This is a genomic window from Verrucomicrobiia bacterium (assembly GCA_035765895.1).
In the GTDB taxonomy this organism is placed as follows: Bacteria; Verrucomicrobiota; Verrucomicrobiia; order Limisphaerales; family DSYF01; genus DSYF01.
Map to the genome: position 1 here is coordinate 1 of DASTWL010000019.1, position 24,649 is coordinate 24,649.

At 63.2% G+C, this 24,649-nt stretch carries 15 protein-coding genes; 8 read left to right on the forward strand and 7 right to left on the reverse strand.

The features are described from left to right. From VFV96_04165 to VFV96_04190, 6 genes are all read right to left on the reverse strand, one after another. Window positions 1–974 (reverse strand): nucleoside monophosphate kinase (locus VFV96_04165; protein ID HEU5069593.1); only part of this gene is annotated, 974 nt, incomplete at its 3' end. Between the two features lie 109 nt (window positions 975–1,083). Then, window positions 1,084–1,596 carry an endonuclease domain-containing protein gene (locus tag VFV96_04170; GenBank protein HEU5069594.1) on the reverse strand — a complete coding sequence of 171 codons (513 nt, stop codon included), beginning with the start codon at window positions 1,594–1,596 and terminating at the stop codon, window positions 1,084–1,086. Between the two features lie 546 nt (window positions 1,597–2,142). Next, window positions 2,143–3,495, reverse strand: coding sequence for a metabolite traffic protein EboE (gene eboE, locus VFV96_04175; protein HEU5069595.1), 1,353 nt, complete (start codon window positions 3,493–3,495; stop codon window positions 2,143–2,145). A 315-nt stretch (window positions 3,496–3,810) separates the two neighbouring features. Then, window positions 3,811–4,617: a TatD family hydrolase gene (locus VFV96_04180; GenBank protein HEU5069596.1), complete on the reverse strand. Its 807-nt coding sequence runs from the start codon at window positions 4,615–4,617 to the stop codon at window positions 3,811–3,813. 38 nt (window positions 4,618–4,655) lie between these two features. Beyond that, window positions 4,656–5,024, reverse strand: a complete 369-nt coding sequence (locus tag VFV96_04185) for a four helix bundle protein (protein ID HEU5069597.1) — start codon at window positions 5,022–5,024, stop codon at window positions 4,656–4,658. A 24-nt stretch (window positions 5,025–5,048) separates the two neighbouring features. Beyond that, the gene (locus VFV96_04190; GenBank protein ID HEU5069598.1) at window positions 5,049–5,798 is read right to left on the reverse strand and encodes a GAF domain-containing protein; all 750 of its coding nucleotides are present in this window, start codon (window positions 5,796–5,798) and stop codon (window positions 5,049–5,051) included. A 76-nt stretch (window positions 5,799–5,874) separates the two neighbouring features. Between VFV96_04190 and VFV96_04195 the strand changes: the two genes are divergently transcribed. The 8 genes from VFV96_04195 to VFV96_04230 all read left to right on the forward strand — a co-directional run bounded on the left by VFV96_04195 (window position 5,875) and on the right by VFV96_04230 (window position 23,497). After that, window positions 5,875–7,041: a S41 family peptidase gene (locus VFV96_04195; protein HEU5069599.1), complete on the forward strand. Its 1,167-nt coding sequence runs from the start codon at window positions 5,875–5,877 to the stop codon at window positions 7,039–7,041. 52 nt (window positions 7,042–7,093) lie between these two features. Beyond that, window positions 7,094–9,262, forward strand: a complete 2,169-nt coding sequence (rpiB, locus tag VFV96_04200) for a ribose 5-phosphate isomerase B (protein HEU5069600.1) — start codon at window positions 7,094–7,096, stop codon at window positions 9,260–9,262. Between the two features lie 529 nt (window positions 9,263–9,791). After that, complete coding sequence (locus VFV96_04205; protein ID HEU5069601.1) at window positions 9,792–10,325, forward strand: STAS domain-containing protein; 534 nt, start codon at window positions 9,792–9,794, stop codon at window positions 10,323–10,325. Between the two features lie 130 nt (window positions 10,326–10,455). After that, complete coding sequence (locus VFV96_04210; protein ID HEU5069602.1) at window positions 10,456–11,229, forward strand: response regulator; 774 nt, start codon at window positions 10,456–10,458, stop codon at window positions 11,227–11,229. Between the two features lie 391 nt (window positions 11,230–11,620). After that, complete coding sequence (locus tag VFV96_04215) at window positions 11,621–13,078, forward strand: alpha-L-fucosidase (protein HEU5069603.1); 1,458 nt, start codon at window positions 11,621–11,623, stop codon at window positions 13,076–13,078. Between the two features lie 8 nt (window positions 13,079–13,086). Next, the gene (locus VFV96_04220; protein HEU5069604.1) at window positions 13,087–17,208 is read left to right on the forward strand and encodes a cadherin domain-containing protein; all 4,122 of its coding nucleotides are present in this window, start codon (window positions 13,087–13,089) and stop codon (window positions 17,206–17,208) included. A gap of 129 nt (window positions 17,209–17,337) precedes the next feature. Beyond that, entirely contained in the window at window positions 17,338–18,093 is a 756-nt protein-coding gene (locus VFV96_04225; GenBank protein ID HEU5069605.1) for a prepilin-type N-terminal cleavage/methylation domain-containing protein, read from the forward strand. Window positions 18,094–18,163: 70 nt separating this feature from the next. Further along, on the forward strand, window positions 18,164–23,497 hold the full coding sequence (locus tag VFV96_04230; protein ID HEU5069606.1) for an autotransporter-associated beta strand repeat-containing protein: 5,334 nt from the start codon (window positions 18,164–18,166) through the stop codon (window positions 23,495–23,497). Between the two features lie 167 nt (window positions 23,498–23,664). Here the strand turns inward: VFV96_04230 and VFV96_04235 are convergent, their stop codons facing one another. After that, on the reverse strand, window positions 23,665–24,600 hold the full coding sequence (locus VFV96_04235) for a dihydrodipicolinate synthase family protein (GenBank protein ID HEU5069607.1): 936 nt from the start codon (window positions 24,598–24,600) through the stop codon (window positions 23,665–23,667). Between the last annotated feature and the right edge of the window lie 49 nt (window positions 24,601–24,649).

The following is a 24,649-nucleotide window of genomic DNA, read 5'->3' on the forward strand; positions in this document are numbered from 1 at the left end:
ATGGGGAGAATTTTTTCCTCGATGAACACCACTACGCGCGCGAACAACGGGCCGTGCTCCAGCTCATAGCTGTCGAGCCGTTTCACGAGTTCCTGCCGGGCGTGGACGATGATCTGGCTGGCGACGGGCACGCCCCGCAGCCGGTCCACGGTCCGCGAATCCAGCTCCAGCGTGCTCTGGTATTCCAGCTCGCGCAGGATGTTCTGTTCCACCTCGGCGATCGGACCTTGCGCGTTGATGAAGTGGTAATGGTAAATCTCCTTCAACGATTGCAGCGCGTCCCACGTCTGTTCCTTGAACACGCGGTAGCGCCGTCTCGCCAGCGATTCGTCGTGGTCGGTCGGACGGTCTTCAGGCATTTCGCCGCTGCCGGAACGTTCCGCTTCTTCGATCAACGCCCGGGTCTCGCGGCCGCGCTTGAGCTGGCGGGCCACGGATTCCTTCTCATCCACGAACAGCACCATGATGTGGATGGTCGGCTGGCGGAAATGGATGCTGAGCGGGGTGTTGTAGAATTCGCGGCGCAGCGTGTGCATCTTGTCCACGAGCAGCTTCAAGCACTCCACCTGGACGTGCGTGCGGGGGAAGCCGTCGAGGATGACGCCGTCCTGGTATTCCGGCCGCAGCAGTTCGCGTAACAGGAGCCGGACCACCTCGCGGTCGCCCACCATGTTGCCGGCGTCCTTCAAGGCCTTGGCCTCGGGCGAATCCAGCAAGGCGCTCATCACAATGGGGCGGCAGGTCAGGCCGCGCACCTTGGCGATGAAGGCGGTGTTGGTGCCCTTGCCTGCGCCGGGCGCGCCGCCGAGCAGGATGATCTCCTTGGGAAAGCGCAGGTGTTCGCGGCCCGGCTCGGCCTCCAGTTCGGTCCAGATGGCGCTGAAGATAAGCTGCGCGTCCTTGATCTCCAGATCGGGGCGCTTGCCGGCTGACGCGGGCGCGGCGGTCGGCGTGGTTTCGGTGGCGGAATTCATGGCGATACTTCGGAGGGAAATTACAAAGTCGCGCCATCCGAGGCACGCGGTTTCGGTTGGGATTCCGGAAGAAGAATTACAAACTGTAGTTCCCCTCGTTGGACACGAACTATGCGAAGGCTCTCAAACCACAGTTCCCCTCCTTGGAGGGGCCAGGGGTGGGTTGCCCCGGAATTGTTTTGACTGACCTTCCCGCCCGCGTTGCGCGACTTCGTGGCACAAACACCGGCACCTCCCGACTCGGCCAACCGCGCTTTGTCTCTTCTGCTCGAATCCAATCCTCAATCTTCTTCAGCACCGACTCCATATCGTTCTTCACCTCGTAATTCCAAAAGCGCAAATGTGTCACGCCAAGCGTTTCGATTTCCTTGTGCCGACGCTCATCTTGTTCACGCAAGTGGTCGTGAACGGAGCCATCCACGTCCACCGCCAGATTCAATTCTTTGCAGTAAAAATCCACGATGCGCTGGCCAAGTGGACGCTGGCGATCGAAGTCGTAACCGCACAGTTGCTTTCGCTTGAGCCGATTCCAAAGCAGCACTTCGGCAAGCGTCATTATGCGGCGCAGGGTGTGAGCACGCTCCGTCAGGTCGGCGCGATATGGAATGATGGGCTGGCTCACGCGAGTCATGCTCACGCGTCCATGCCGGACGAGGCAAGGTGAATTTGGGAGTGGAAGCGGGAGACGGGGAAACCCACCCCTAACCCCTCCAAGGAGGGGAACTCCGAATCGCGCATGCCACGTCCGGCTCGTCCGGCTCCCCTCCTTGGAGGGGCCGGGGGTGGGTTACCTTGAATTCACTTAGGCGCTGAAGATGAGCTGCGCGTCCTTGATCTCCAGATCGGGACGCTTGCCGGCCGGCGCGGGCGCGGTGGGCGGCGTTGTTTCGGTGGATGGATTAATGACGTCAGTGCGGACGGAAATTGCAAAGTCGCGCTAGCGTCTGGCCTTGGCTTCAAATGGTCAACTTTTTTGCATTTAGGGCATGTTACAGTCATTACGTTCGCCTGCGTCAGAAAAATAAACCCACAGTGAGAGCATTTGTGTCCCTCCTTAACGTCGAACTTCGGAGCAATGGGGCCGCTTAAAAAATCCCAAGCTGAATTGTTGCCAGTGAGTTTGGGAATTCAACTCTTAGAATTCAACGAGGAAGAAGCCGTAAAGGTGCTACACGAGCCCGCGCTTCTGAACTTGTCCCAAACACCACTCGTATTCCCTGACGAGTTGCGTGACGACGCTTTCATTCTTCAGTTCCGGCGGCAGGACTTCCCAGGTGTAGGTTTCAAATTCGAGGTGCGGGCAGAGCTTCGGGTTTTCGCCCAGCACATCCAACAGTTCCAGCAGGTGGTCGGTGGTGTTGTCGAAGCAGGGAAACCCACCCCCCACCCCTCCCGGGAGGGGATCGGCCACGGACGACCCACCCCTGGCCCCTCCAGGGAGGGGAACTGCCGGAGGAGTGTGCAGCGGGATGTGGAAGTGGATACGCCACTCCGAGTCGTTGATGGTTGATGGTTGAGGGTTGATGGCGTCCAAGGCGAGCGGGAGGTCTTTGTAGCGGGTGAGGGTGCCGTCCGGGGCGCGGGCGATGACTTGATGGAGGTAAACGTCGTCCACGAAGGCGCGCAAGGCGGTGCGGGCTTGCGGGGTGGCGCGGACTTTTAACGCGGAACTCAGGTGCAGCTTGCTGAGCTTGATGTCGTGCCGGCGGAATTCCGCGATGGCGGCGCGGGCGGATTCGTATTGCAACGCGAAGTGGCAGGCGTCGTAGTTCACGCCGAGGTGCGCGTTCAGGCGCGGGTTGTTCGGATGTTCGTCGCGCAGCGTGCCGAAGAACGCCACGGTTTCCGCGGTGTTCTCGAACAGTCCGAGCGGTTCGGGTTCCACGCCGAGATGCAGCGTGCGTCCGGTGCGTTCGCTGACGCGCGCGATGTGTTCGACGCAGGCCCAGAGATTGTTCCGAATTGCGGAGAGTTTGGCGGCGGAGTCGGACGGAGCGCCGACGTGCTCGTCGGCTTTGGACCTACGCACGTCGTAAGCCGGTGAGGACACCGGCGCTCCGGTTTGCGGCGAGGCGCCGCAGCCACGAGGGAAGATGAATTCCTTGAACGAGCCGGGCAGGGTGCTGACGCTGCCTTCGACGCCGGACGGGACGAGTTGCGCGAGGAGGTCGAAGAGGAGGTTGGTGTAGTCGAGGCGTTCGCGTGTGGTCCAGTCGGGGGCGAAGACTTGCTCCTTTACGCGCCCGCCGTGGAAGCGGCCGTAGGGAAATCCGTTGATGGTGAAAACGTAGCAGCCGTGCTGGTCGAGCCACTTCTGGAACGCGAGCAATGTCGGCGGCTCGGCAAGTTCGCGGGCGGCCAGTGCGCTCAATCGCAGCCCGATGCCGAACGGTGCGCTCGTGCCGACGCGTTGGCGGACGGCGAGAGTGTATTGTTCCAGGCCGCGGAAGGTTTCGCGCCAGTCCTCCCCGCGATGGATGTTCGTGCAGTAGGTGAGATGAAGGTCGTGGTTGAGTTTCATGGGCTCACCAAATTCTTAACCGCGGATGGACACGGATCAATTCTGCCAGGTAGGACGGGCAGTCCCTCCCCCGTCGTTCTTCGATAGCCACGTAACGGCGCCCAGAGGAGCGCGCGGCTGCCCAGTTTGAGTCAACGTCCGCCCTCACCCTAACCCTCTCCCCCAGGAGAGGGAGCAGACTGCGGACGCTTGCCGGTTCTATGCTGGCTGCTCGACCAATCCAGTCGCGGGTATTATCAGGAGACTGGCGAACGATTCTCCCTCTCCTCGGGGGAGAGGGCCGGGGTGAGGGCGAGCGTAAAACCACTGTTCCTCTCACGCCGGTAAAACAAAATGCGGGCACTGGCTCAGGAAGCGCGCGGGGTTTTGGTAGATGAGGCGGTCGATCGCGGCGAGCGAGTGGCCGCGGCGGCGCATTTCGCGGGCGGTCTTCGGCACGGCGAGTGGATCGCTGAGGCCCCAGTCGCAGGCGCAGTTCAGCCAGACGCGTTCGTGCGAGAAATTTTCCACCATGTCCACGGCGCGTGCGGGCGAACATTTCGAATCGGGATACAACGTGATGCCCGCCCAGAATCCGGCATCGAGCACGGCGCCGATGGTGTGCTCTTCGACGTGGTCAATGATGACGCGCTCGGGCTTGATGCGGCCGTCGCGCTGGAGCAGGTCCACGATGAGGCGTGTGCCCTTGAGTTTGTCTTCGAGGTGCGGCGTGTGGACGAGGATGAGCTGGTCGTGTTGCGCGGCGAGGTCCACATGCTTCTGCAGCACGATCATTTCGTTGCGGCTATTCTTGTTCAGGCCGATCTCGCCAATGCCGAGGACGTTCGGGCGCCTGAGAAATTCCGGGATGATCGCGAGCACTTCGTCGGCGAGCTTCACGTCCTCGGATTCCTTTGGGTTGATGCAGAGCCACGAGTAATGCGGCAGGCCGAACTTGGCGGCGCGCTTCGGCTCGTAGTCGGTGAGCTGGGAAAAATAATCGTAGAAGCCGTGCGCGGAACTGCGGTCGAAGCCAGCCCAGAAGGCGGGTTCGCAAACAGCCTGACAACCGGCGGTGACCATCGCCGCGTAATCATCGGTCGTCCGGCTGACCATGTGGGCGTGAGGTTCGATGTAGCGCATTCGCTCAGGTTGATGGTTGAGAGTTGTTGGTTGAGGGACTATTCGCTCGTGCGCTGGTTAACAAGCGATGTGCGCAGGCCGCTCAACATCTTCCCTTGCTTTTCGGCGACGGCATAGAGGCTGCGGAACGCATCTTCGCTCAGGAACCCTTGGTTACGACCGATGAACGATTGTGAAACCACCTCGAACAGCGATCCGGTGGCGATTTCAACAAAACGGGCGAAGTCCTGCCGTGACGTGCGGGAGCTTCCTTCGGCGATGTTTGAAGAAATGGAAACCGCTGCGCGACGCATTTGATTGGTGAGGCCAAATCTCTCTTGATCAGGAAAATCGCGCGCCAGCGCATAGACCAGGTCGGCGAAGCTGATCGCTTCCTGCCACGTTGCGAGTTTTTCAAAATTAAACATACGCGGATGTTCCTCCGTCATCCATCAACCTTCCGGCGGCCATGCTCCGGCCGCCGACTTTCCCTTCGCTGCCGGAATCGGCTCCGTCGTCGGGTCGCTGAGGGCGAGGAGGATTTGTTTGGCGCGCCCGGGTTCGGCGCGTTCGAGTTCTTTGAGCGCGGCGCGGAAGGCTTTGATGCGGTAATCGTCTTCGCCTTCGGCGCGGTCCACGCGGTCCAGGAAGGCGGCGACTTCAATCAGCTTGTGGCGCACCTCGATAAAATAGTGATCGAGCAATTCCTTTTTCGTCGGGCGACCGAGGTGTTTGCCAATGGCCTCACCGAGTTGCAGCAGCAAGGCCTGTTCATCGGCGGTGAATTCGTAGGTGACCGGTTTGGCAATGCCCAACACGCCGCGCAGCAGGCTTTGCTCAACCAACATTGGGACGGCGATGGAACCTTCCATCCGCGTTTCCTTCGCACCGGGTTTGGCCACGCCCGACGTGTCGGTTTGAAGATTGCACACTTGCACCGGCGACTTCCGTTCGGCGGCGAGGCCAGCCATGCCTTTACCCACGGGAATCACTTTCACCTTGTCCATGATCGCTTCCGGAATGCCGCGCTGGGCGACAAGTTCGAGCCGGCCGGTGACCCGGTTGAGCCCATGAATCGTGCCGGTGACGCAGCCGAAATGTTTCAGGATGATTTCCAGCACCTGCTGGAGTGTGGCGCCGTCGCCGCCTTGCGCGAGCAGGAGGTTTTGAACGACGGACAAGACGGGGGAATTCGTTGTCATGGCCATGCGGGCGCGGCGTTTGAGTGCAAAGGCATGCGAAAGGTTGCGGCAAGGTGTTGTTCTTGTCCACCCCGTGATGTTGCTGGCCGGCGCGCCGGCGGTTTGGGCGATGGTGCCGGGCGCAAAAAATGGCGGCGGCGTGACTGCGCAGTTGCGGCGGGAACCATCCGATGAGAAACTGGCGGCGCATTTGACGAACATGATTGCACGCAGTTCCATCCTGGGTTTGGCCGGCATGCTTTTGCTGGCGTTGTCGCTTCCCGCGGCCGAACGTCCCGCGACGCCGGATTTCAAGGAAGTGGAAACCGTTCTTCGGGAGCACCTGGCCGGCGCGACGGACGAGAGCCTGAACCGCGCCGCAGTGGACGGGCTGCTCCTCGCCTTGAAGGGGCGGGTGCTGCTGGAGACCAATGCAAGCGCAACGGCCGTGGCGCCCGCCGCAACCGGGCCGTGTGTGGCGCGGCAGCGCATTTTTGATGGCGGCGTGGCTTATGTTCAGGTCAAGCGGGTGGCTGACGCGTTGCCCGGGGAAATTGCCGCCGCCGTGAAGCGCCTCTCGGCCACGAACAAACTGACCGGCTTCGTGCTGGACTTGCGGTATGCCGATGGAACCGATTACACGGCGGCCGCCCACACTGTGGATTTGTTTCTCAGCAAGGAAGTGCCGTTGCTGAATGCGGGGCAGGGGTTGCTCCGTTCGGAAGCCAAGACCAACGCCATCCAGCTGCCGGTGGTGGCGTTGCTGAACGAAGAAACCGGCGGTGCGGCCGAGGCCGTGGGGGCGATGCTGCGTCAAACGGCCACCGGCTTGTTGATCGGCACCCGGACGGCAGGTCATGCGGGTGTGATGAACGAGTTCAAACTTTCCACGGGGCAGACGCTGCGACTGTTGACGGCATCCGTCCAGCTTGGCGACGCCAAGGCCATTCCGACCACGGGCGTCGCGCCGGACATTGAGGTGAAGGTCAACCCGGACGACGAGCGGCGGTTTTACGCCGATCCGTTCGCCGGCACGCTGGCGCCAGAGGATAGCTCCACCAACACCGTTGCCAATCCGCCCAAGCGCGTCCGTCTGACCGAGGCGGATTTGGTCCGGGAACACCGCACGGATGGCGACGCCGAAGAAGACGTTGCCCCGCTGGGCCGCACCGGCCCGGACGGTCCGGTCATTCAGGATCCCGCCCTGGCCCGGGGCATTGATTTGCTCAAGGGGCTGGCGGTGGTGCGACAGGGTCATTTCTGATTTCGCATTTGACGATTCCCCGGCGGGACTCACACTGGCGGCTTGCTGTTCGATGAAAACGATTCTCTTCATTTGCACGGGAAACATTTGCCGCAGCCCCATGGCGGAAGGATTGTTCCGCCACGCCGTCGCCGGGCGCGGTGAATATCGCGTGCTGTCGGCAGGTTTGGGCGCGGTGGATGGCCAGGCACCGAGTCCCCATTCCGTGACGGTGATGAAGGAGCTGGGCATCGACATTTCGCAGCAGCGCAGCCGCATGCTCACCACGCAACTGGTGCAGGAGGCGGACTACATTTTCGGGATGACGCACAGTCATGTGGACACCGTGCAATTGCTCTATCCGCAGGCGGCGGAGAAGACCTTTCTGCTGCGGGAATTCGACGACACGCTGGACCCTTACGAGAAGGGCATCAGCGATCCCATTGGCGGTCCGGTTTCGGTTTATCGCATGTGCCGGGACCAGATTGAGCAGGGGATTGCGAGCATTTTGCAGTTCATGGAACACGGACATGCCGGCACTGGTCGCGCCGCCGCCGGCAAGCCGGTGACCTTTGCCCTGGGCAGCGACCACGGTGGCTTTGAACTCAAGGAAGCGCTCAAGGTGCACCTCGAGGAGCGCGGCATCAGCTACGTCGATCTGGGCACACACAGCAAGGATTCGACGGATTATCCCGATTACGCGCAGGCCGTGGGACAGATGGTGACCGAACAGCGTGCGGAACTCGGCCTGCTGGTCTGCACCACCGGCATCGGCATGTGCATCACGGCAAACAAAATGGCCGGCATTCGCGCCGCGCTCGTGGCCGACAGGGACACCGCTGCCGTCACCCGCCAGCACAATGATTCCAACGTGCTGTGTCTGGCCGGCAAAACGACCCCCGTCCAGGCCGCGGCCGAAATCGTGGATGCCTTTCTGGGCGCAAAATTTGAGGGCGGCCGCCATCAGCGCCGCGTGGACAAAATGGAACCCCGCAACCTACCGACTGAATTGAAACTGAAACACGTTGATCCCGAAATTGCCGAGGCCATCGAACACGAGCGCATCCGGCAGCAGGAAAACATCGAACTCATCGCGAGCGAAAACTTCACCAGCCCGGCCGTCATGGAGGCCCAGGGATCGGTGCTCACGAACAAATACGCCGAGGGCTATCCGAGGAAGCGCTGGTATGGCGGCTGCGAAAACGTGGACCTCATCGAGCAGGTGGCCATCGATCGCGCGAAGAAGCTGTTCAACGCCGAGCACGCCAACGTGCAGCCGCATTGCGGCAGCAGCACGAACATGGCGGTGTATTTCGCCTTCCTGAAGCCGGGCGACAAGATGCTGACGATGGATTTGAGCCACGGCGGCCATCTCACGCACGGCAACAAGGCGAACTTCTCCGGCAAGTTCTTTGAGATCGTTCATTACGGCGTGAGCAAGGAGGACGAACGCATCGATTACAACCAACTCGCGGCCATGGCGCGGGAACACAAGCCGAAGATGATCACGGTCGGCGCCAGCGCCTATCCACGCATCATCGATTTCGAGCGCATGGGCGAGATTGCGCGCGAAGTGGGGGCACTGCTGCTGGCGGACATCGCGCACATCGCCGGTCTCGTGGCGGCGGGGATCCACCCCAGCCCGGTGCCGCACGCCGATTTTGTCACCACGACGACGCACAAGACGCTGCGCGGTCCGCGCGGCGGGTTGATCCTTTGCAAGGAGAAGTATGCGAAGGAAGTCGATTCGATGATTTTCCCCGGCATCCAGGGCGGCCCACTGGAACACGTCATTGCGGCCAAGGCCGTGTGCTTTCACGAGGCGCTGCAACCCGGGTTCCAAACCTATCAGCAGCAAATCGTGAAAAACGCCGCCGCCCTGGCCGAGGCCATGAAGCGGAACGGCTTCCGCCTCGTGAGCGGCGGCACGGACAACCATCTGATGCTCGTGGACGTGGGCGCCCGCGGCATCACCGGCAAGGAATGCCAGATCGCGCTCGACGAGGCCGGCATCACCGTGAACAAGAACACGATTCCCTTTGAAACCCGGTCACCGTTCCAGGCCAGCGGCATTCGTCTGGGCACGCCCGCTGTCACCACCCGTGGCATGCAGGAACCGGAAATGGCCGCCATCGGGGACATGATCAGCGAAGTGCTGCTCGACCTCCAAAACAAGGAGGCGCTGGGCAAGGTCCGCGACCGCGTGCGCGAACTGACGGCCAAATTTCCGCTGCCTTATTGAGACGCGAACACGCTTTGAATCAGCGCGGGCCGGAGGAATGTTTCCTGCGGCCCGTTTTTTTGCCGTCTGGCTGCGCTGACGAGTGGGCTCAATCCGGTTGAACCCGCATTGAGCCTTGCCAGTGCGCCAGCAATTGCGATGCTGGAGCGGCATCGGGCATCCAACTTCGAAATGCAGTTTCTTTTCATGAGCAGCGCAGACCAACCCACGCCACCCGCTTCTTCGCCCGCGCCCATCCCGTCACCAACCGGCCCCGGATCCGGCCCGCCGCCGGAACCCCCGCCCGAGTTGACGCCGGAGGAACAGATGGCGCGGTTTGAGGAAGCACTGAAGGAAACCGATTGGGGGCATCAACCGTGCTAAATTGCCTTTGGCCACGCACTCCTTTGCCCGCGTTCACGCCGAAGCAGCGGGGGGCGGCGGGCGGCCCGATTTGTGGCATGCGTCATTCGTCGATTCAATTGAACGCCACACCCGCGGCGCCGGCCCGCTGCGGCGGGCCGGGTGAACCTTCAACGCCGCGACACTCATGAACCCGACGACCGGCAAACTTTTTGTCTGGGCGGGGGAACAGGCCGCCTGTGTGCGCATCAAGGGCCGGGCGAACTTCGCGATCGCGGTCGAGTTTCGCAGATTGCTCCAGCACCTTCGGGGTGCCGGTTACGAACGCATCGTGCTGGACCTTTCGGACTGCGACCTCATGGACAGCACGTTTCTCGGCTCGCTGGCGTTCGAGGCCCGGCGCGCTCCGGCGGCCGGCGCGGCCGCCCCACCATCGCCAATGGAATTGTGGAATCCCAAGCCCGGAGTGCGTGAATTGATCGAGGAACTCGGCGTCGCCCGGTTGTTTCAATTTGTGGAACGTAATCTTGCCACGGCCGATTTCACCGCAGCGCCCGCCACCGAACCTGCCACTCAGGAGGAGTTGCGGCGCAACTGCCTTGAGGCGCACGAACTGCTGATGGCCATGCACCCGGACAATGTGGCCAAGTTCAAAGACGTGGCCCGGTTTCTGGTCGATGACCTCAAGCGGCGGAGCGCGTCCAACGGCGGCCCGGCGTAGATTCCGGCCGCCTGCAATTGCGACTTTCCAGAATCCACCGCCGGGCTTAATTTCCTCCAGCAGCAGGGCAACCGCATCGCGGCCTATGACCCCAGACACGGACAATCCTCAGGCAGCCGGCGCTAAACGCGTGAAAATCCTCATTGCCGAAGATTCCCCCCTCAACCGGCAGGTGGCGCTCAAGCAGCTCGAAAAACTCGGCTACGAAGCGGACGGCGTGGCGGACGGCACCGAAGCCGTGGAAGCCCTCAAGCGCACCGATTACGACATCATTCTCATGGACTGCCAGATGCCGGAGATGAACGGTTATGAAGCCACCTGGCGCATCCGCGAGAACGAGAAGGAGCAACCCGCCGCCGAGGCAGGCGAACCGAAGCAAAAGCGCGTTTACATCATCGCCATGACCGCCAACACGGAGGCGGACAATCGGGAAAAATGCGAGCAGGCGGGCATGGACGATTACATCAACAAGCCTGTGGAACTGCCCGAGCTGGAGGCTGCGGTGCACCGGGGACTGGCCGATCGCGCCGCGCAACGAGCGCTGGATGAAGTCATCGATCCGGTCGTCATCGCCGGCCTGCGGCAGCTGCGGATGCCGGGCAGGCCCGACCCGCTGGTGGAACTTATCGACCTGTTCGCGCAGGAGGCCCCGGAACAAATCAAGGTGCTGGAACGGGCCGTGACCGAGAACGATTACACCTCCCTGTCCCGCACGCTGAGTGCGGCGGCCAGCCTCAAGGGCAGTGCAAGCAACCTGGGCGCACGCAAGCTGGCCGCCCTGTGTGATGAAATCGAGCAAACCGCCAAGAACTGGTCGCTGGCCGAAGTGTTGCCGCTGGTGGAACGCGCCCGGGGCGAACTCGCCCGCGTCCGTGGCGCCCTCGAAAAAATCAAAACAGGCTGAACTGAATTGCGCCGGTTCCGGCCGGTGCGGCTTCAGAAACTTCGCGTGGCGGCCGCGTCCGCTCCGCCGGCTTGTTTCCCGGAAAGACAGGCGCAAACTGATGGGTCCAACCGCGTCGTCATGCTTAACTCTTGTCCAAATGATTCGCCGACTTTTCTTCGGTCTGGCCGTTACGCTGCCCGGTCGGGCAGGCTTGGGCAACGCCGGCTCGCCGCGTGACTCGGGGAAGTGGACGCCCGAAGGCCCGGGCCGCGAGCCGCGCCCACCGGCCAAAACAGAGCGTCCGCATGAATTCCGTTGAATCCTCGCCCGGCGGCGTGACTTTTGCCGGACACGGCGGCATGCTCAATCGCTCAACCATGTCATCGCGCTTCTGATTTAAGCCCCATTCATGAAAGCACTACTCCCCACATTTCTGCTGACTTTGGCGGCGGGCGCGGTTGCCCATGCCGTTGAACCGCCCGCTCCCCTCGCACCGGTGCCCAGCGCCCGGCAACTCGCCTGGCATGAGCTGGAATTCTACGGCTTCGTGCATTTCACCATCAACACCTTCACCGGCAAGGAATGGGGCTACGGCGACGAATCGCCCGAGCTGTTCAACCCCACCGATTTCAGTGCGGAACAAATCGTCCGCGCAGCCAAAGCGGGTGGCATGAAGGGCCTCATCCTCACCGCCAAACACCACGACGGCTTCTGCCTCTGGCCCTCGCAATTCACCGAGCACTCGATCAAGCACAGTCCTTGGCAGCATGGGCAAGGTGACATGGTGAAGGCTTTTGCCGACGCGTGTCGTGCGAATGGCCTGAAGTTCGGCGTTTATCTTTCGCCGTGGGACCGCAACCGTTCGGACTACGGAACGCCTGCGTATATCACTTACTACCGGAATCAACTGCGCGAACTGATGTCCAACTACGGCCCGCTGTTCGAGGTGTGGTTCGATGGGGCGAACGGTGGTGATGGTTATTACGGCGGCGCCCGGGAAAAGCGAAACATTGACCGGCGCACCTACTATGACTGGCCAAACACCTGGCAAATCGTCCGCGACCTGCAACCCGGCGCCTGCCTGTTCAGCGACGGCGGCCCGGACATCCGCTGGGTCGGCAACGAGCGTGGCCAGGCCGGTGATCCCTGCTGGGCCACGTTGAATCGCGACGAATTTGCGCCGGGCCAGGCGGACAGCCAGCGGTTGAATCACGGTGACCGGCCTGGCACACACTGGGTTCCGGCCGAGTGCGATGTCTCCATCCGTCCGGGCTGGTTCTACCATGCCAGCGAGGACAACAAGGTCAAAACGCCTGCTCAATTGGTGGAACTCTACTTCACCTCGGTCGGCCGCGGCGCCTCGCTGCTACTGAACCTGCCCCCCGATCGACGCGGTCGCCTTGCCGATGTGGACGTGCGGTCGCTCACGGAGTTCCGCCATGAGTTGGATGCGATTTTCGCGCACGACCTGGCGCGCCCGGCGCAGGCGGCTTCGCCCACGGTGCGCGGAGGCGACAACCAGTTCGCCGCCCGCTGCGTGAATGATGACCGGCGCGACACGTATTGGACGACGGACGACGGTGTGACCAACGCGGCATTGACCCTGGACTTTGGCCGGCCCGTGGCGTTTGACGTGGTCCGGTTGCGCGAATACCTGCCGCTGGGACAGCGCGTGGACGCGTTTGCGCTTGATCAATGGCAGGACGGCAAATGGACCGAATTTGCCACCGGCAGCAGCATTGGCAATTGCCGCCTGTTGCGCGTGCCCGCGGTGACGACTGCAAAAGTTCGCCTGCGCATCACCAAAGCTGCGGCTTGCCCAGCGATTTCGGAACTGGGCATCTTTGCGCCGGCAAATTCTCGATAAGGAACCTCATGAAAAAAAGTTTGGCGGTTGGGCTGTTGGTATTGGCCGGGGTGATCCTGTTTCTCGTCACGCAGCAAAGGAAAACCTCGCCCCGCGCCGTCGCGAGCGCGGCGCCGGAGCAACCCGTAACGACAAACGCCAATCAAATCGCCGCGCCCAGCACGCCATCCGTCCCCGGCGCGGCTCCAGCCTCGCCGAGGCCTGCCGGCCAAGTCACCAGTCCCTTGCCGGCTTCGCGCCGTCCGTGGGATTACACGTTTTTCGCGGTGCATTCCAACGCGGTCGTGGGCACGGTGATTGAGTTTGCGCTGGCGGATGGCCAGCCCGCGCGCGGCCGGATCGAGCACGTGGAGCATGCGGATGGGGAATTGATCTGGGTTGCCGGCGAAGTCACCTCGCCGGAGCCGGGACGGTTTTCGTTCCGCAAACAAACGTTGCCCGGGAAGGCGGGCGATTATTCCGGCGAAGTGACTTTCCCGCGCAGCCAACGTGCGTTCCGGCTGGAGCCCGTGGGACCGAACGGCACGACCGAACTGGTCGCCCGCCGTTTGGACGAGGTGGTTTGTCTCCTGCCGCCACCGGATGACGCGACGCTGGCGCAGGATGCCGCGGAGATCCCGCCGCTGAATCCTTCAAGCGTTCCCGACTACGTGCCGCCTTACAACGGCGGCATCATCTCGCTGCAAAGTTTGCCCGGCGCCGTCGGCGTGATTTACCTCGACTATCGCGGCGGTTACACGCCGACCTGGGGCGGTATCACCTACGACAAGCCGAACGCAAGCAATGCGCAGATCAAAGACGTTTGGAAACGCGTGGCTGAGGATTACATGCCGTTCAACATCAATGTGACGACCGACATCCGCGTCTATGAAGCCGCCCCCGAAAACAGCCGCCAGCGTTGCGTGCTGACCCCCACGACGACGGCCGCGCCGGGCGCCGGCGGTGTGGCCTACATCGGGGATTGGAACAGCACCGGCGACCGTCCGTGCTGGGCGTTTTATTCGACGGGCAAAGCCGCGGCGGAAGTTGTTTCGCACGAGGTTGGCCACACGTTGGGCCTGAGCCACGACGGCCGCACCGCCCCCTACAACGAAGGTTACTTCGGCGGGCAGGGCAGTGGCGCAACGGGCTGGGCGCCGATCATGGGCGTCGGCTATTACCAGCCGGTCGTCCAATGGAGCAAAGGCGAATACGCCTACGCCAATCAAACCCAGGACGACTTGAACATCATTGCCAGCAACAACAACAACGTGGACTACCGCACCGACGACACCGGCCCGACGCTCGGCACGGCGCGTTATCTCGAAGTTTATTCCAATTTCACGGCATCCGCGGAAGGGGTGGTGGAAACGACCGACGACACCGATGCGTTTCGTTTCACCACCACGGGCGGCACGGTGACCTTGACGGCGAATCCCGTCGGGGACTGGGCGGACCTCGCCATCATGGCGACCCTGGCCGACGCGAGCGACACCGTCATTGCCAGCAACAACCCGCAAAACGTGCTGTCGGCCAGCATCAGCACGAACTTGTCGGCGGGCACCTACACCTTCCGTGTCACGGGTGCGGGTCGCAATGATCCACTGACGAACGGCTTTTCGAGCTACGCGAGCCTGGGCTACTACTCCATCACGGGCTCCGTGGCGGGCGCCGCGCTTGCCAGCCGCTTCAGCATTGCGGAGAATTCACCCAACGGCACCACCGTCGGCACCATCACCGCCACCAACCTCGGCGTCGATACGCTCACCTACACCATCGTGGCCGGCAACACCGCGGACACATTTGCACTCGACAACAACGGCGTATTGACGGTGGCCAATGCCGCCGCGCTGAACTACGAAGCGTTGGGCGCGCAAAGCAGCTTCCCGGTGCAGTTTGAACTGTTCGTGGACATCAACAACCTGACAAATCCGGGCCTGACAGAACTCAACCGTCGCGTGGTGGTGCGCGTGCTTGATGTCAACGAGGCACCGTCGTTGACGGGCTTCACCAATTCGCTCATCGCCCACACGCAACCGGGCACGCTCGTGGGCACGCTCGCGGCCAGCGATCCCGATGCCTACACCGTGCTCAGCTTCGCCATTCTCAGCGGCAACAACAACGGCGTCTTTGCCCTCAACAGTGTCACCGGCGATCTGACCGTGGCCGGTGATTTGGATCCCGCCGTGCAGGCCGTTTACAACCTGGCCGTGCGCGTGACGGACAACGGCTCGCCCGTCCTGAGCGCGACGAATTTCGTCCAGCTCGCCGTGGCCACGAACACCTCGCCGTTCCAGCCGGGCACCATCCGTTATGCGGTTTACGACGGCATTGGCAGCGGAAACCTCATCAGCGATCTGACCAACAACGCACGTTTCCCCCGCGACCCGGATTGGGAACAGCCGCGGGCGACGTTCGAAGGCGATACGGATCGCGGTGACGGCTACGGCTCGGCGATGCGCGGGTATTTGATTCCGCCGGCGACCGGGCTTTACACCTTCTGGATCGCTTCGGACGACAACGGGGAATTGTGGCTGGGGGGCAACACGAATCCCGCCAGCGCGGTGCGCATCGCCTATATCAGCGGTTCGAGCAGCTGGGCTGGGCCTCGGGAGTGGACGAAGTATGCCAGCCAAAAATCCGCCGCGCGCACGCTGATTGCGGGGCAGGCTTATTACATCGAGGCCCGCCAAAAGGAAGGCGGCGGAGGCGACAACCTGGCCGTGGGCTGGTCCGGCCCGGCCACTGCGGGGCAAACCAACGTCATCGCCGGACTCTACCTGGCGCCGTATTTCTTGAATTACGTGCCGCGCGCCACGGGCTTTGCGGCGAACGTGCGGCGGGATGCCTTTTTGAACGCGGCGGTCGGCCGGGTGACGGTGACGGACGTCAACACCAACGACGGCCACACGTTCACGCTGTTGAGCGGCAATGTCGGCGGCGTGTTTGCCGTGGACACCAGCGGATGGGTGCGCATTGCCAGTGAAACCGCCCTTCAAGCCAGCGTGACCACCAATTTTACGTTGAGCATCCGCGTCGCCGACAACGGCGCGCCGCCGCTCGCAACCACCACGTCGGTCAGCTTGACGTTGATCAGCCCGGACACCATCGCCGTCACCAATCTCCAGCGCGAGATGTTCTACAACCTCGGCACCAGCACGTCGCTGGCAAGCCTGACGAACAACGTCAAATATCCCGGCCGCCCGGATGGGTTGCTGGCGTTCGGCGACTTCAGCACCGACCAGAACGTGGCCGATGGTTACGGCTCGCGCGCCCGCGGCTACGTGGTGCCTTCCGTCAGTGGCGATTACCGGTTTTTCCTGTCGTCCGACGACGATGGGCAGCTCAGGTTCAGCCCGAATGAAAACCCGTCGAACGCGGTGCTCATCGCTTCGGTGACGGGTTGGTCCGATGTGACGCAATGGACCAAATTCCCTTCGCAGACCTCGCCGTTGCAGGTAGGCCTGGTGGCGGGCCAGCGTTATTACCTCGAAGTGTTGCAGAAGGATGGGAGCGGCGGGGACCATTTTGAAGTCGGCTGGCTCGTGTCCGGCAGCGGCGTAACCAACGTCATTCCCGCGGCAAACCTGCAGCCTGTGGACCTCAATTACGCGCCGCGCCTCATCAACAATCCGTCCGTGTTCATTTCCCCGAACGTGACCAATGGCCAGACCGTTGCCACGCTGGTCGCGCTGGACAGTCCGTTGGACACGCTGACCTACAAAATCGCGGGCGGCAATTCGAACAACACATTCGCGGTCAACGCGGCCAGCGGCGTGATTACGGTGGCGGACAACACGGCGATTGCGGACGGCTCGGTGACCGCGTTTCCGCTGACCGTGGCGGTGCAGGATTCCGGCTACGGCGGGCGCTATCCCTTGAAGACGGCGCAGACGAACCTGACGGTGAGCGTCGTGGGCGTCAGCATTGCCCCCGTCAAGTTCGCCGCGACCGTGGCGGGCAGCCAGTTGACGCTGGCGTGGCCGCCCAATCACACCGGCTGGACCTTGCAGGCGCAAACCAACGCGCTGGCCACCGGGCTGCGTGGTGATGCGTGGGTGGCGGTGCCCGGTTCGTCGGCCACAAACGCCATCACTGTCCCGATTGATCCAACGCAGCCGTCCGTCTTCTACCGCCTGACCTATCCGTAGGCGCCCGCGATTTCGTGCGGAACATTTGCGGCGGCGGGGATCGCCGGCGCACGGGTGCCGTTGCCTGTCACGTCAAAAGACAAGTTGAATTCTGTTCTCGCTCCGGCGGGCCGGACCTAGAGTCCGAACATGAGCCCGGTCATCCGTAGTGAGTGTCAGAAGCGCGCAGGGGCAGAACGTTGCCGCGGGGGCTTCACCTTGATCGAACTGCTGGTCGTCATTGCCATCATTGCCATCCTGGCCTCCATGCTGCTGCCCGCCTTGGGAAAGGCAAAAGCCCGCGCGCAGCAGACGTCCTGTCTGAACAACCTCAAGCAGGTGGGGCTCGCGGTGCACATGTATCTCGACGACAACCGCGACACGTTTCCTGCGAAGATTCAGGGCACCATGTATGGCTGGCTGGGGCGGGCCGGCAACAGCGGCGGCTACATTACGCTCGACGCCACCAAGCGGCCGTTGAACCAGTATCTCGGCCAGTTCCAGCCCAATGCCGAGGTGCCGCCGGCGTTGTGCCCCATGGATCGGCCCCTGCCGGGCAGCACGAACAACAGCTACCAAACCTACGGCTCCTCCTACAGCGCCAACACGCACGGCGGGGCGTCGCCGTCAGAAGCGCAATTCACCCTGACGGTCGCGGGCGATCCCAATTTGCGGAGCGTCAAATACACCGAAATCCGCGATCCGGTTCGCATGGTGGTGATGTCGGAGAACGGGGCGTTCTTCCCGGTGTGGAATGGCACGGACGCGCCGCAACTCGAATACCGCCACACGAAGTTCAGGGACAACCGGTGGAACACGGTCTTCGCCGATGGTCACGCCAGCTTCACCCGCTTCGTCGTCGGCGCCTGGGCCAGCCCGGACTACACCATGGACCGCCGCCAGTGACTGGGTGGCGCGCTTGTCAGGCAATTCATGCTTCGCTGATCAATCCAACCCAAACGAATCAAATCAACCCATGAAAATCAACCAGCCAAAACTGGCCTTGGCCCTTCTGGCCTCGCTGTGTCTGGCCGCGCCCGGAGTGCGGGGCGCGGACGTCGTCAAGACCAACAACCTGGACAATCTGAACCTCGGTTCGAGTTGGGTGGGCGGCACCGCACCCACCGCCACAGACACAGCCGTCTTTGACAGCACCTATGCGACCACCGGCACGTTGAATAGCGGCGCCCTGGTGCAGTGGACCGGGCTGCGCGTGACATCGCCGGGCGGCGCGGTGCTCATCAACAACAGCACCTCGCCCAACAACCTTGGCATTGGCGCCGGCGGCCTCGACCTGTCCAGCGCCACCACGAATCTGGTCATCCGCCGTTTCCAGATGGACGCCAGTCAGACATGGGACATCGCTGCCGGGCGCACCTTCCGGATCGGCTCCCCGAACGCGACGTTTGCCCCCGCCGCCAACGACTCGGCCAACAACCGTGTGGGTGTCTTTGTGAACAATTCCGCCGGGGCCACCCTCACCAAGAACGGTGCGGGCACCGTGTATCTGGACATGGGCAACGCCTCGCTGGGCAACGTGAACTGGCAGATCAACGGCGGCACGGTGGCGGCCATCTGGAACCGGTTGAATGCCCTCGGCTCCGGCACCATCACGCTGGCTGGAGGCGGGCTGGCGGACGGCACGCCCATCGCCGGTTCGCTGGGCAACTGGGTTTGGGACAATCCCATCGCGCTGCAGGCGGCGACCACTTCCTTCATCGACAACCAGAACACCGGCGGCAGCGGACGCTGGTTGAAACTGGAGAGCCCCATTTCGGGCGGCGGCAATCTTGAGTTCCGTGACACTGGCGTGGGTTTTGACAACCTTAACAACGGTTTCATCCTCACCGGCACCAACACCATGAGCGGCACGGTGACCATCACCGCAACCGCCGAAGTCCGGGTGGGCGGCACGGCGCCTGCACCGGGTTCGTCAGCCAACGCCAATGCCAACGCCGGCACGTATGGCACGCTCGGCACGGCCAGCATCGTCAACAACGGCTGGCTGACCTTCTCAAGGACGGATGCATACGATGTCACCAACGACATTTCCGGAACCGGTTCCGTGCGCATCGGCAGCGAATCGCTGGCGGGCACGGATGCGCAATACGTCACGGCCCACGGTGCCTGGACCTACTCGGGCAGCACCCTCATCAATCGCGGCACCCTGGCGCTTGCCCCCGGCAGTTCACTGCCCAACACGGCCGAGATTTATCTTAATGCTCCCAACGTCGAAGCGACCACCCTCGATGTCACGGCGCTGGGCTCCTACACGCTCGGCGGCGGACGCCGCCTCCTCGGCCGCGGCACCACGGGCGCGAACATCGTCAACGGCAACTTCGTCGCGGCCAGCGGGAGCGCGCTCGTGCCCGGCGGCAGCAATACCGTCAACACGCTGACGTTCAACAACGACCTCGCGCTGAATGGCGCCACGTTGTTGATGGACGTGACCAGTGCGAATTGGGATCACATTCAAGTGAATGGCAATTTCTTGGCGTCCGGCGTGACAACCATCCAGTGCGTTGCGGCTGGGGGCCTGACGACGGGCGAATATCCGCTGATTCAAATCGCCGGCACGCGCGGCGGCAGCACGGCCAACTTCAACCTGACCGGGCTGACTTCCTCCGGCACGCGGCAGTCCTTCTCCCTGGCCTATGGCACCGCCACCTATCCGAATGACATCGTGCTCGTGGTGAGCGGCAGCGCACCTGCCAGCCTCACCTGGAAGGGCGACGGCATCGCCAATGTTTGGGATGTGGACGGCGCCTTGAACTGGGACAACCTCGGCACGCCCGACAAGTTTTTTAACAACGACGCCGTCACCTTTGATGACACCGGCTCCACCACGCCCGCGGTCAACCTGGTCGGCACCTTGCTGCCCGGTTCGGTCACGGACTACTCCACGGTGGATCACACCTTCGGCGGCAGCGGCGTCATCGGGGGCGCGGCCACGCTGACGAAGAGCGGCTCCGGCACGTTGACTCTGGCCAACACCAACACCTACACCGGCGTGACCACGGTCAGTGGCGGCACGCTGGTCGTTGCCAGTGGTGCGGCGCTCGCCGACACCGGCAGTGTGTTGGTGGATACTGGCGGCGCAGCCTTTCAGGTGAATGCCAGCGAAACCATCGCCACCTTGAACAACGTTTCCGGCTCCGCCGTCAACGTGTCGGCGGGCACCCTGAGCTACACCAATGGCTCCCTCTTGGGCACGCTTAGCGGCACGGGCAGGCTGACCCGTTTGGGCACTGCCGACACGGCGCTGGGCCAGTTTACCGCCGCAGACGCGCTGGCGTTCAACGGCACCCTGATGCTGCGCGGCAGCACACCCAGCTTGAACCCGGGCAGCCTGCAAGGCGCCTCGGGCCGCTTCTGGCTGCATGACGTGAACGGCTCCCAGCTCGCGGGGACCAAGTTCAACCTCGACACCGGCGACAGCATCTCCAACGCGCAGGACGTCATCATCGGCGACTGGGACGCGAATTCCGGCAACCGCCTGTTGACGCTGGCCTCACTCACGGGCTACGGATCGCTGCGCAACGATGCAGGCGGCGATGGTCCCCGGCACATCATTGTGGACCAGGCCACGGACACCACCTTCAACGGCATGATTTTGGCCCATGCCAGCACGCACGCGACGCCTTTCCTGCGCGGCGTTTTCTTCGAGAAGCAAGGTCCGGGCACCTTGACCATGGCGAACGTCATGGGGCGGCAAACGGCTTCCGCGGCCAGTGCCACGAATGCCAGTTACACCGTCCTCGTGGGTGGTGGCAAATTGGTCATGCTGGCCACGAACACCATCGAGGGTTCCATCACCGTGACGGGCGGTGCCACTCTGGAAGTTGGCGGGGCCGGGTTGCTGGGCAACGGCACCTACGCCTACGCCATGACCAACGACGGCACGCTGACCTTGAACAGCGCGGCGAATCAAATACTGGCGGGCGGCATTGCGGGCGTCGGCATGCTGACCAAATCGGGCAGTGGCACGCTTTCGCTTGCGGGCACGAACACGTTCACCGGCGCCACGATGGTCGGCGGCGGCGCGCTCGTGGGCCTCACCGGCGGCTCGGTCGCCAGCGCCATCACGGTGGCGGATGGTGCGACCAACGGTGTCCGGGTAGTTGCTGCTGGCGGTCAGTGGACGTGCGGCGGCCTGACGTTCGACAGCGGCACCACCTTTGCCGACTTTGATTTCGGCGCCCAGCCGGCCAGCGCCAGCATTGCGCCCTTGTTGGTGAACGGGAATCTCAGCGTGAACGGCACGCTCAACGTCATCGTCCGCAACGGCGTCTTTGCGCCGGGCACGTATCCGCTCATCAAATACACCGGCACCTTGTCGGGCACGCCGCCCGCGGCGGTCTTCAGCCTGCCGGCGGGCATGAGCGCGACGCTCGTCAACAACCCGGGCAACCAGTCCATCGACCTCAATGTCAGCGTTGGCAACGTCCTCGTCTGGGGCGTGGGCGACGGCCTGTGGGACATCAACACCACGGCCAACTGGCTCAACAATGCCACGCCCGTCGTTTACAACGACGGCCAGGCGGTAACGTTGGATGATACTGCCAGTGGCGCTTCACCCATCACGGTGACGTTGAACACCAACGTGGCGCCGGCCGCGGTGGCGGTCAGCAATCCGACCCAGGATTACACGCTGACGGGCACCGGCGCGATTGCCGGCGGCACGGCGCTGACGAAGCAGGGCGCGGGTTCGCTCACGCTGGCCACAGCCAACACCTACACCGGCGGCACGGTCATCAACGCCGGTGCAATCAAGGTGCAGAACTCGGGGGCGCTCGCCACGGGCACGGTGCTGGTCAACGCCGGCGCAGCCCTTCAGGTGGAAGGCGGCATTACCCTCAGCAGCGGAGCGCTCACGCTCGCGAGCACGGGAGCCGGCAACACGGGCGGGCTTCGCAGTTTGGCCGGCACCAATGGCGCCACCAGCGCCGTTGCCCTCACGGCCGACGCCGTGGTGGGTGTGGCGGCGGATCAACTGACGCTCTCCGGCGTCATCTCGGGCACCAACGCGCTCACCAAGGTGGGCGCCGGAAAACTCGTGCTGGGCAACGCCAACAACAGCTTCACCGGTGACTTCACGCTGGCAGGCGGGTCATTGGACACCGGCACCACGCAGGGTGGTGGTGTGAACGGCTACCTCGGCGCCGTGAACGGTGCACGGACCATCACCGTGCAGAGCGGCGCGACGCTGAGTTTTCGCGCCAACAACCAGTTTGGGGGCGGCGGCAAAACGGTCTTCGACATTCCAGCCGTGGTTCTCAACGGCGGCACGTTGAACTCCACGCGCTTCAACATTCTGGGCAACGTCACCTTGAACAACGGCGGCACGCTCACCCAATCCACCACGGACTCGGGCAGTTACGAAGGTTACGAGTTTCTCGGCGGCACGGTCGCGGTGAGCGGCGCTGGCACAGCCACTATTTCGTCGGGCAACGGCCGGTTCAACCACCTGGCGGGCAATTCGCTTACCACGTTTGCTGTCAGCAACACCACCGCCGATGCCGCCGCCGATCTGGTGGTGACCAGCGGCCTGCGGGACGGTTCCGGAGACAATGTCGGTGCGGGCGGGCTGATCAAGACCGGCGCGGGCACGATGCTGCTGGCCGGCGCGGATTCCTACACGGGTGACACCCTGGTGAACGAAGGAACGCTCAGCATCACCACGGCGCGCACGGGAGCCGGCAGCTTCACGGTTGCCGACGGAGCCACGCTGGTGGTGAGCAACAACAACAATGCCGGCTCCGCACCAATGAGTTTCCTGAACTTGGGCACGAGCGGCACGGCTACCTTGGCCTTCGCGCACGTCGCCAGCACGACCGTTCCAGTTCTCAACGTCCCCGGCGGGCTGTATGTGAACGGCGCCAACACGATCAAAATTGCTGATGCCACGGGCCTGACCGCGCCCGGCATTTATCCGCTGGTGGCTTACGGCGCTTCGTTGTCGGGCAGCGTCCCGGCCCTTGCGCCGTTGCCGGCGGGCGTCACCGCCACGCTGACGAATGACACGGTGAACGGCTGGATTGCCCTCGCCGTGACCGCCGTTCCGGCGACGGTGGATCCGAATCCCACCAACGTGCTGGCGAGCATTTCGGGCAGCAACCTGGTCCTGAGCTGGCCGGCCAGTCATACGGGCTGGACGTTGCAGGCACAGACGAACTCCCTGGCAACCGGCCTCTCGAACGATACCAACGCGTGGTTCGACGTGCCGGGCTCTGCGTTGACCAATCAAGTGAGCCTCCCGGTGGATCAGGCCAATCCGGCGGTGTTCTACCGGTTGCGACTGGCGCAGTAAACGATTGCCGATTTGGGTTCCGTTCGGTTCGGGTTCAGTTGCACCCCGCAGCGGTGAGTCACGCTGCGGGGTGTTGCTTTGCCAATGCCGGGTTGGGCGGGTCAGATAAAGAAGCGGGCGGCTGGATTTGCTCCAGCCGCCCATCAAAAATCAATGAGACTTGAACCTCAGCGCGCCGCGCCCGCGAGGCTTGGCGTCAAAATGCCCAGCGTTTCGACCTGCCGAAACAGGCGGGCCTTTTGGTCCTCGCGCAGCTGACGCACGGGCGGACGCACCGGTCCGCAATCCACGCCCACCAGGCTCATGAGCGCCTTGCCGGCCGGCAGCACGCCGTAGGGCAGCAGCACCTGGACGAGCTTCACCGATTGCATTTGCAGCGCCTGCGCCGTGATGTTGTCGCCCGCCTGGTGGGCGGCGATCAGCTTCGTGTAAAGTGGGGCGGCATAATTGTAGGTGCTGCCCACGGCACCGTGCACGCCCAAGGCCAGCGCGCCGAGCAGCATTTCATCCGTGCCAAAAAGAATGTTGAACTGGCCGTCGTCCGCCTCGAGGCATTCCTGCAACGCCATGAGATTCGAACTGGTGAACTTGATGCCGGCCAGGTTGGGGATGCGTTGCTTGCCGGCGCGCAAAAATTCGCCCAGCGCCACGTTCACCCCGGTCAACGCGGGGATGTCGTAAAAATAAAAGGGCAGCTCGGGTGCGGCGGCGGCGACGGGCGCGAGAAAATCAATCAGATCCTCGGTGGCGGCGGGCTTGAAGTAGCAGGGCGCCATCGCCGAAATGGCATCCGCTCCAATTTCGCGGGCCTGGGCCGCCAGGGTGCGGGCGTCTTCCTGGCAGTTGTGGCCGACGTGCACGATCAATTTGAGCTTCGCGCGGTCCCGGACCTCCTGCCACCGCCGGGCCACGCTCATCCGTTCCGCCACCGTCAACGAGTGGGACTCGCCCGTGCTCCCGCAAATGAACGCGCCGGCGACCGGGCTGGCCGCAAGGTGCGCGGCCTGGCGTTCGATGGCCGCCAGGTTGATCCGGCCATCGGCGTGCATGGGCGTGTGCGTCGCCGCCACCAGACCCGTCAGGAACCGGGAATATCCGTTCATACCGGCCCCAGCCTCTGCAATTTCGCCGCCGTCGGCCATTGAAAACCAC

Bases quoted from the DNA above. Each gene is read 5' to 3' on its own strand.
- eboE (HEU5069595.1), bottom strand. From the start codon at position 3,495: ATGAAACTCAACCACGACCTTCATCTCACCTACTGCACGAACATCCAT.
- VFV96_04180 (HEU5069596.1), bottom strand. From the start codon at position 4,617: ATGCGCTACATCGAACCTCACGCCCACATGGTCAGCCGGACGACCGAT.
- VFV96_04185 (HEU5069597.1), bottom strand. From the start codon at position 5,024: ATGTTTAATTTTGAAAAACTCGCAACGTGGCAGGAAGCGATCAGCTTC.
- VFV96_04190 (HEU5069598.1), bottom strand. From the start codon at position 5,798: ATGACAACGAATTCCCCCGTCTTGTCCGTCGTTCAAAACCTCCTGCTC.
- VFV96_04195 (HEU5069599.1), top strand. From the start codon at position 5,875: ATGTTGCTGGCCGGCGCGCCGGCGGTTTGGGCGATGGTGCCGGGCGCA.
- rpiB (HEU5069600.1), top strand. From the start codon at position 7,094: ATGAAAACGATTCTCTTCATTTGCACGGGAAACATTTGCCGCAGCCCC.
- VFV96_04205 (HEU5069601.1), top strand. From the start codon at position 9,792: ATGAACCCGACGACCGGCAAACTTTTTGTCTGGGCGGGGGAACAGGCC.
- VFV96_04215 (HEU5069603.1), top strand. From the start codon at position 11,621: ATGAAAGCACTACTCCCCACATTTCTGCTGACTTTGGCGGCGGGCGCG.
- VFV96_04220 (HEU5069604.1), top strand. From the start codon at position 13,087: ATGAAAAAAAGTTTGGCGGTTGGGCTGTTGGTATTGGCCGGGGTGATC.
- VFV96_04225 (HEU5069605.1), top strand. From the start codon at position 17,338: ATGAGCCCGGTCATCCGTAGTGAGTGTCAGAAGCGCGCAGGGGCAGAA.
- VFV96_04230 (HEU5069606.1), top strand. From the start codon at position 18,164: ATGAAAATCAACCAGCCAAAACTGGCCTTGGCCCTTCTGGCCTCGCTG.
- VFV96_04235 (HEU5069607.1), bottom strand. From the start codon at position 24,600: ATGAACGGATATTCCCGGTTCCTGACGGGTCTGGTGGCGGCGACGCAC.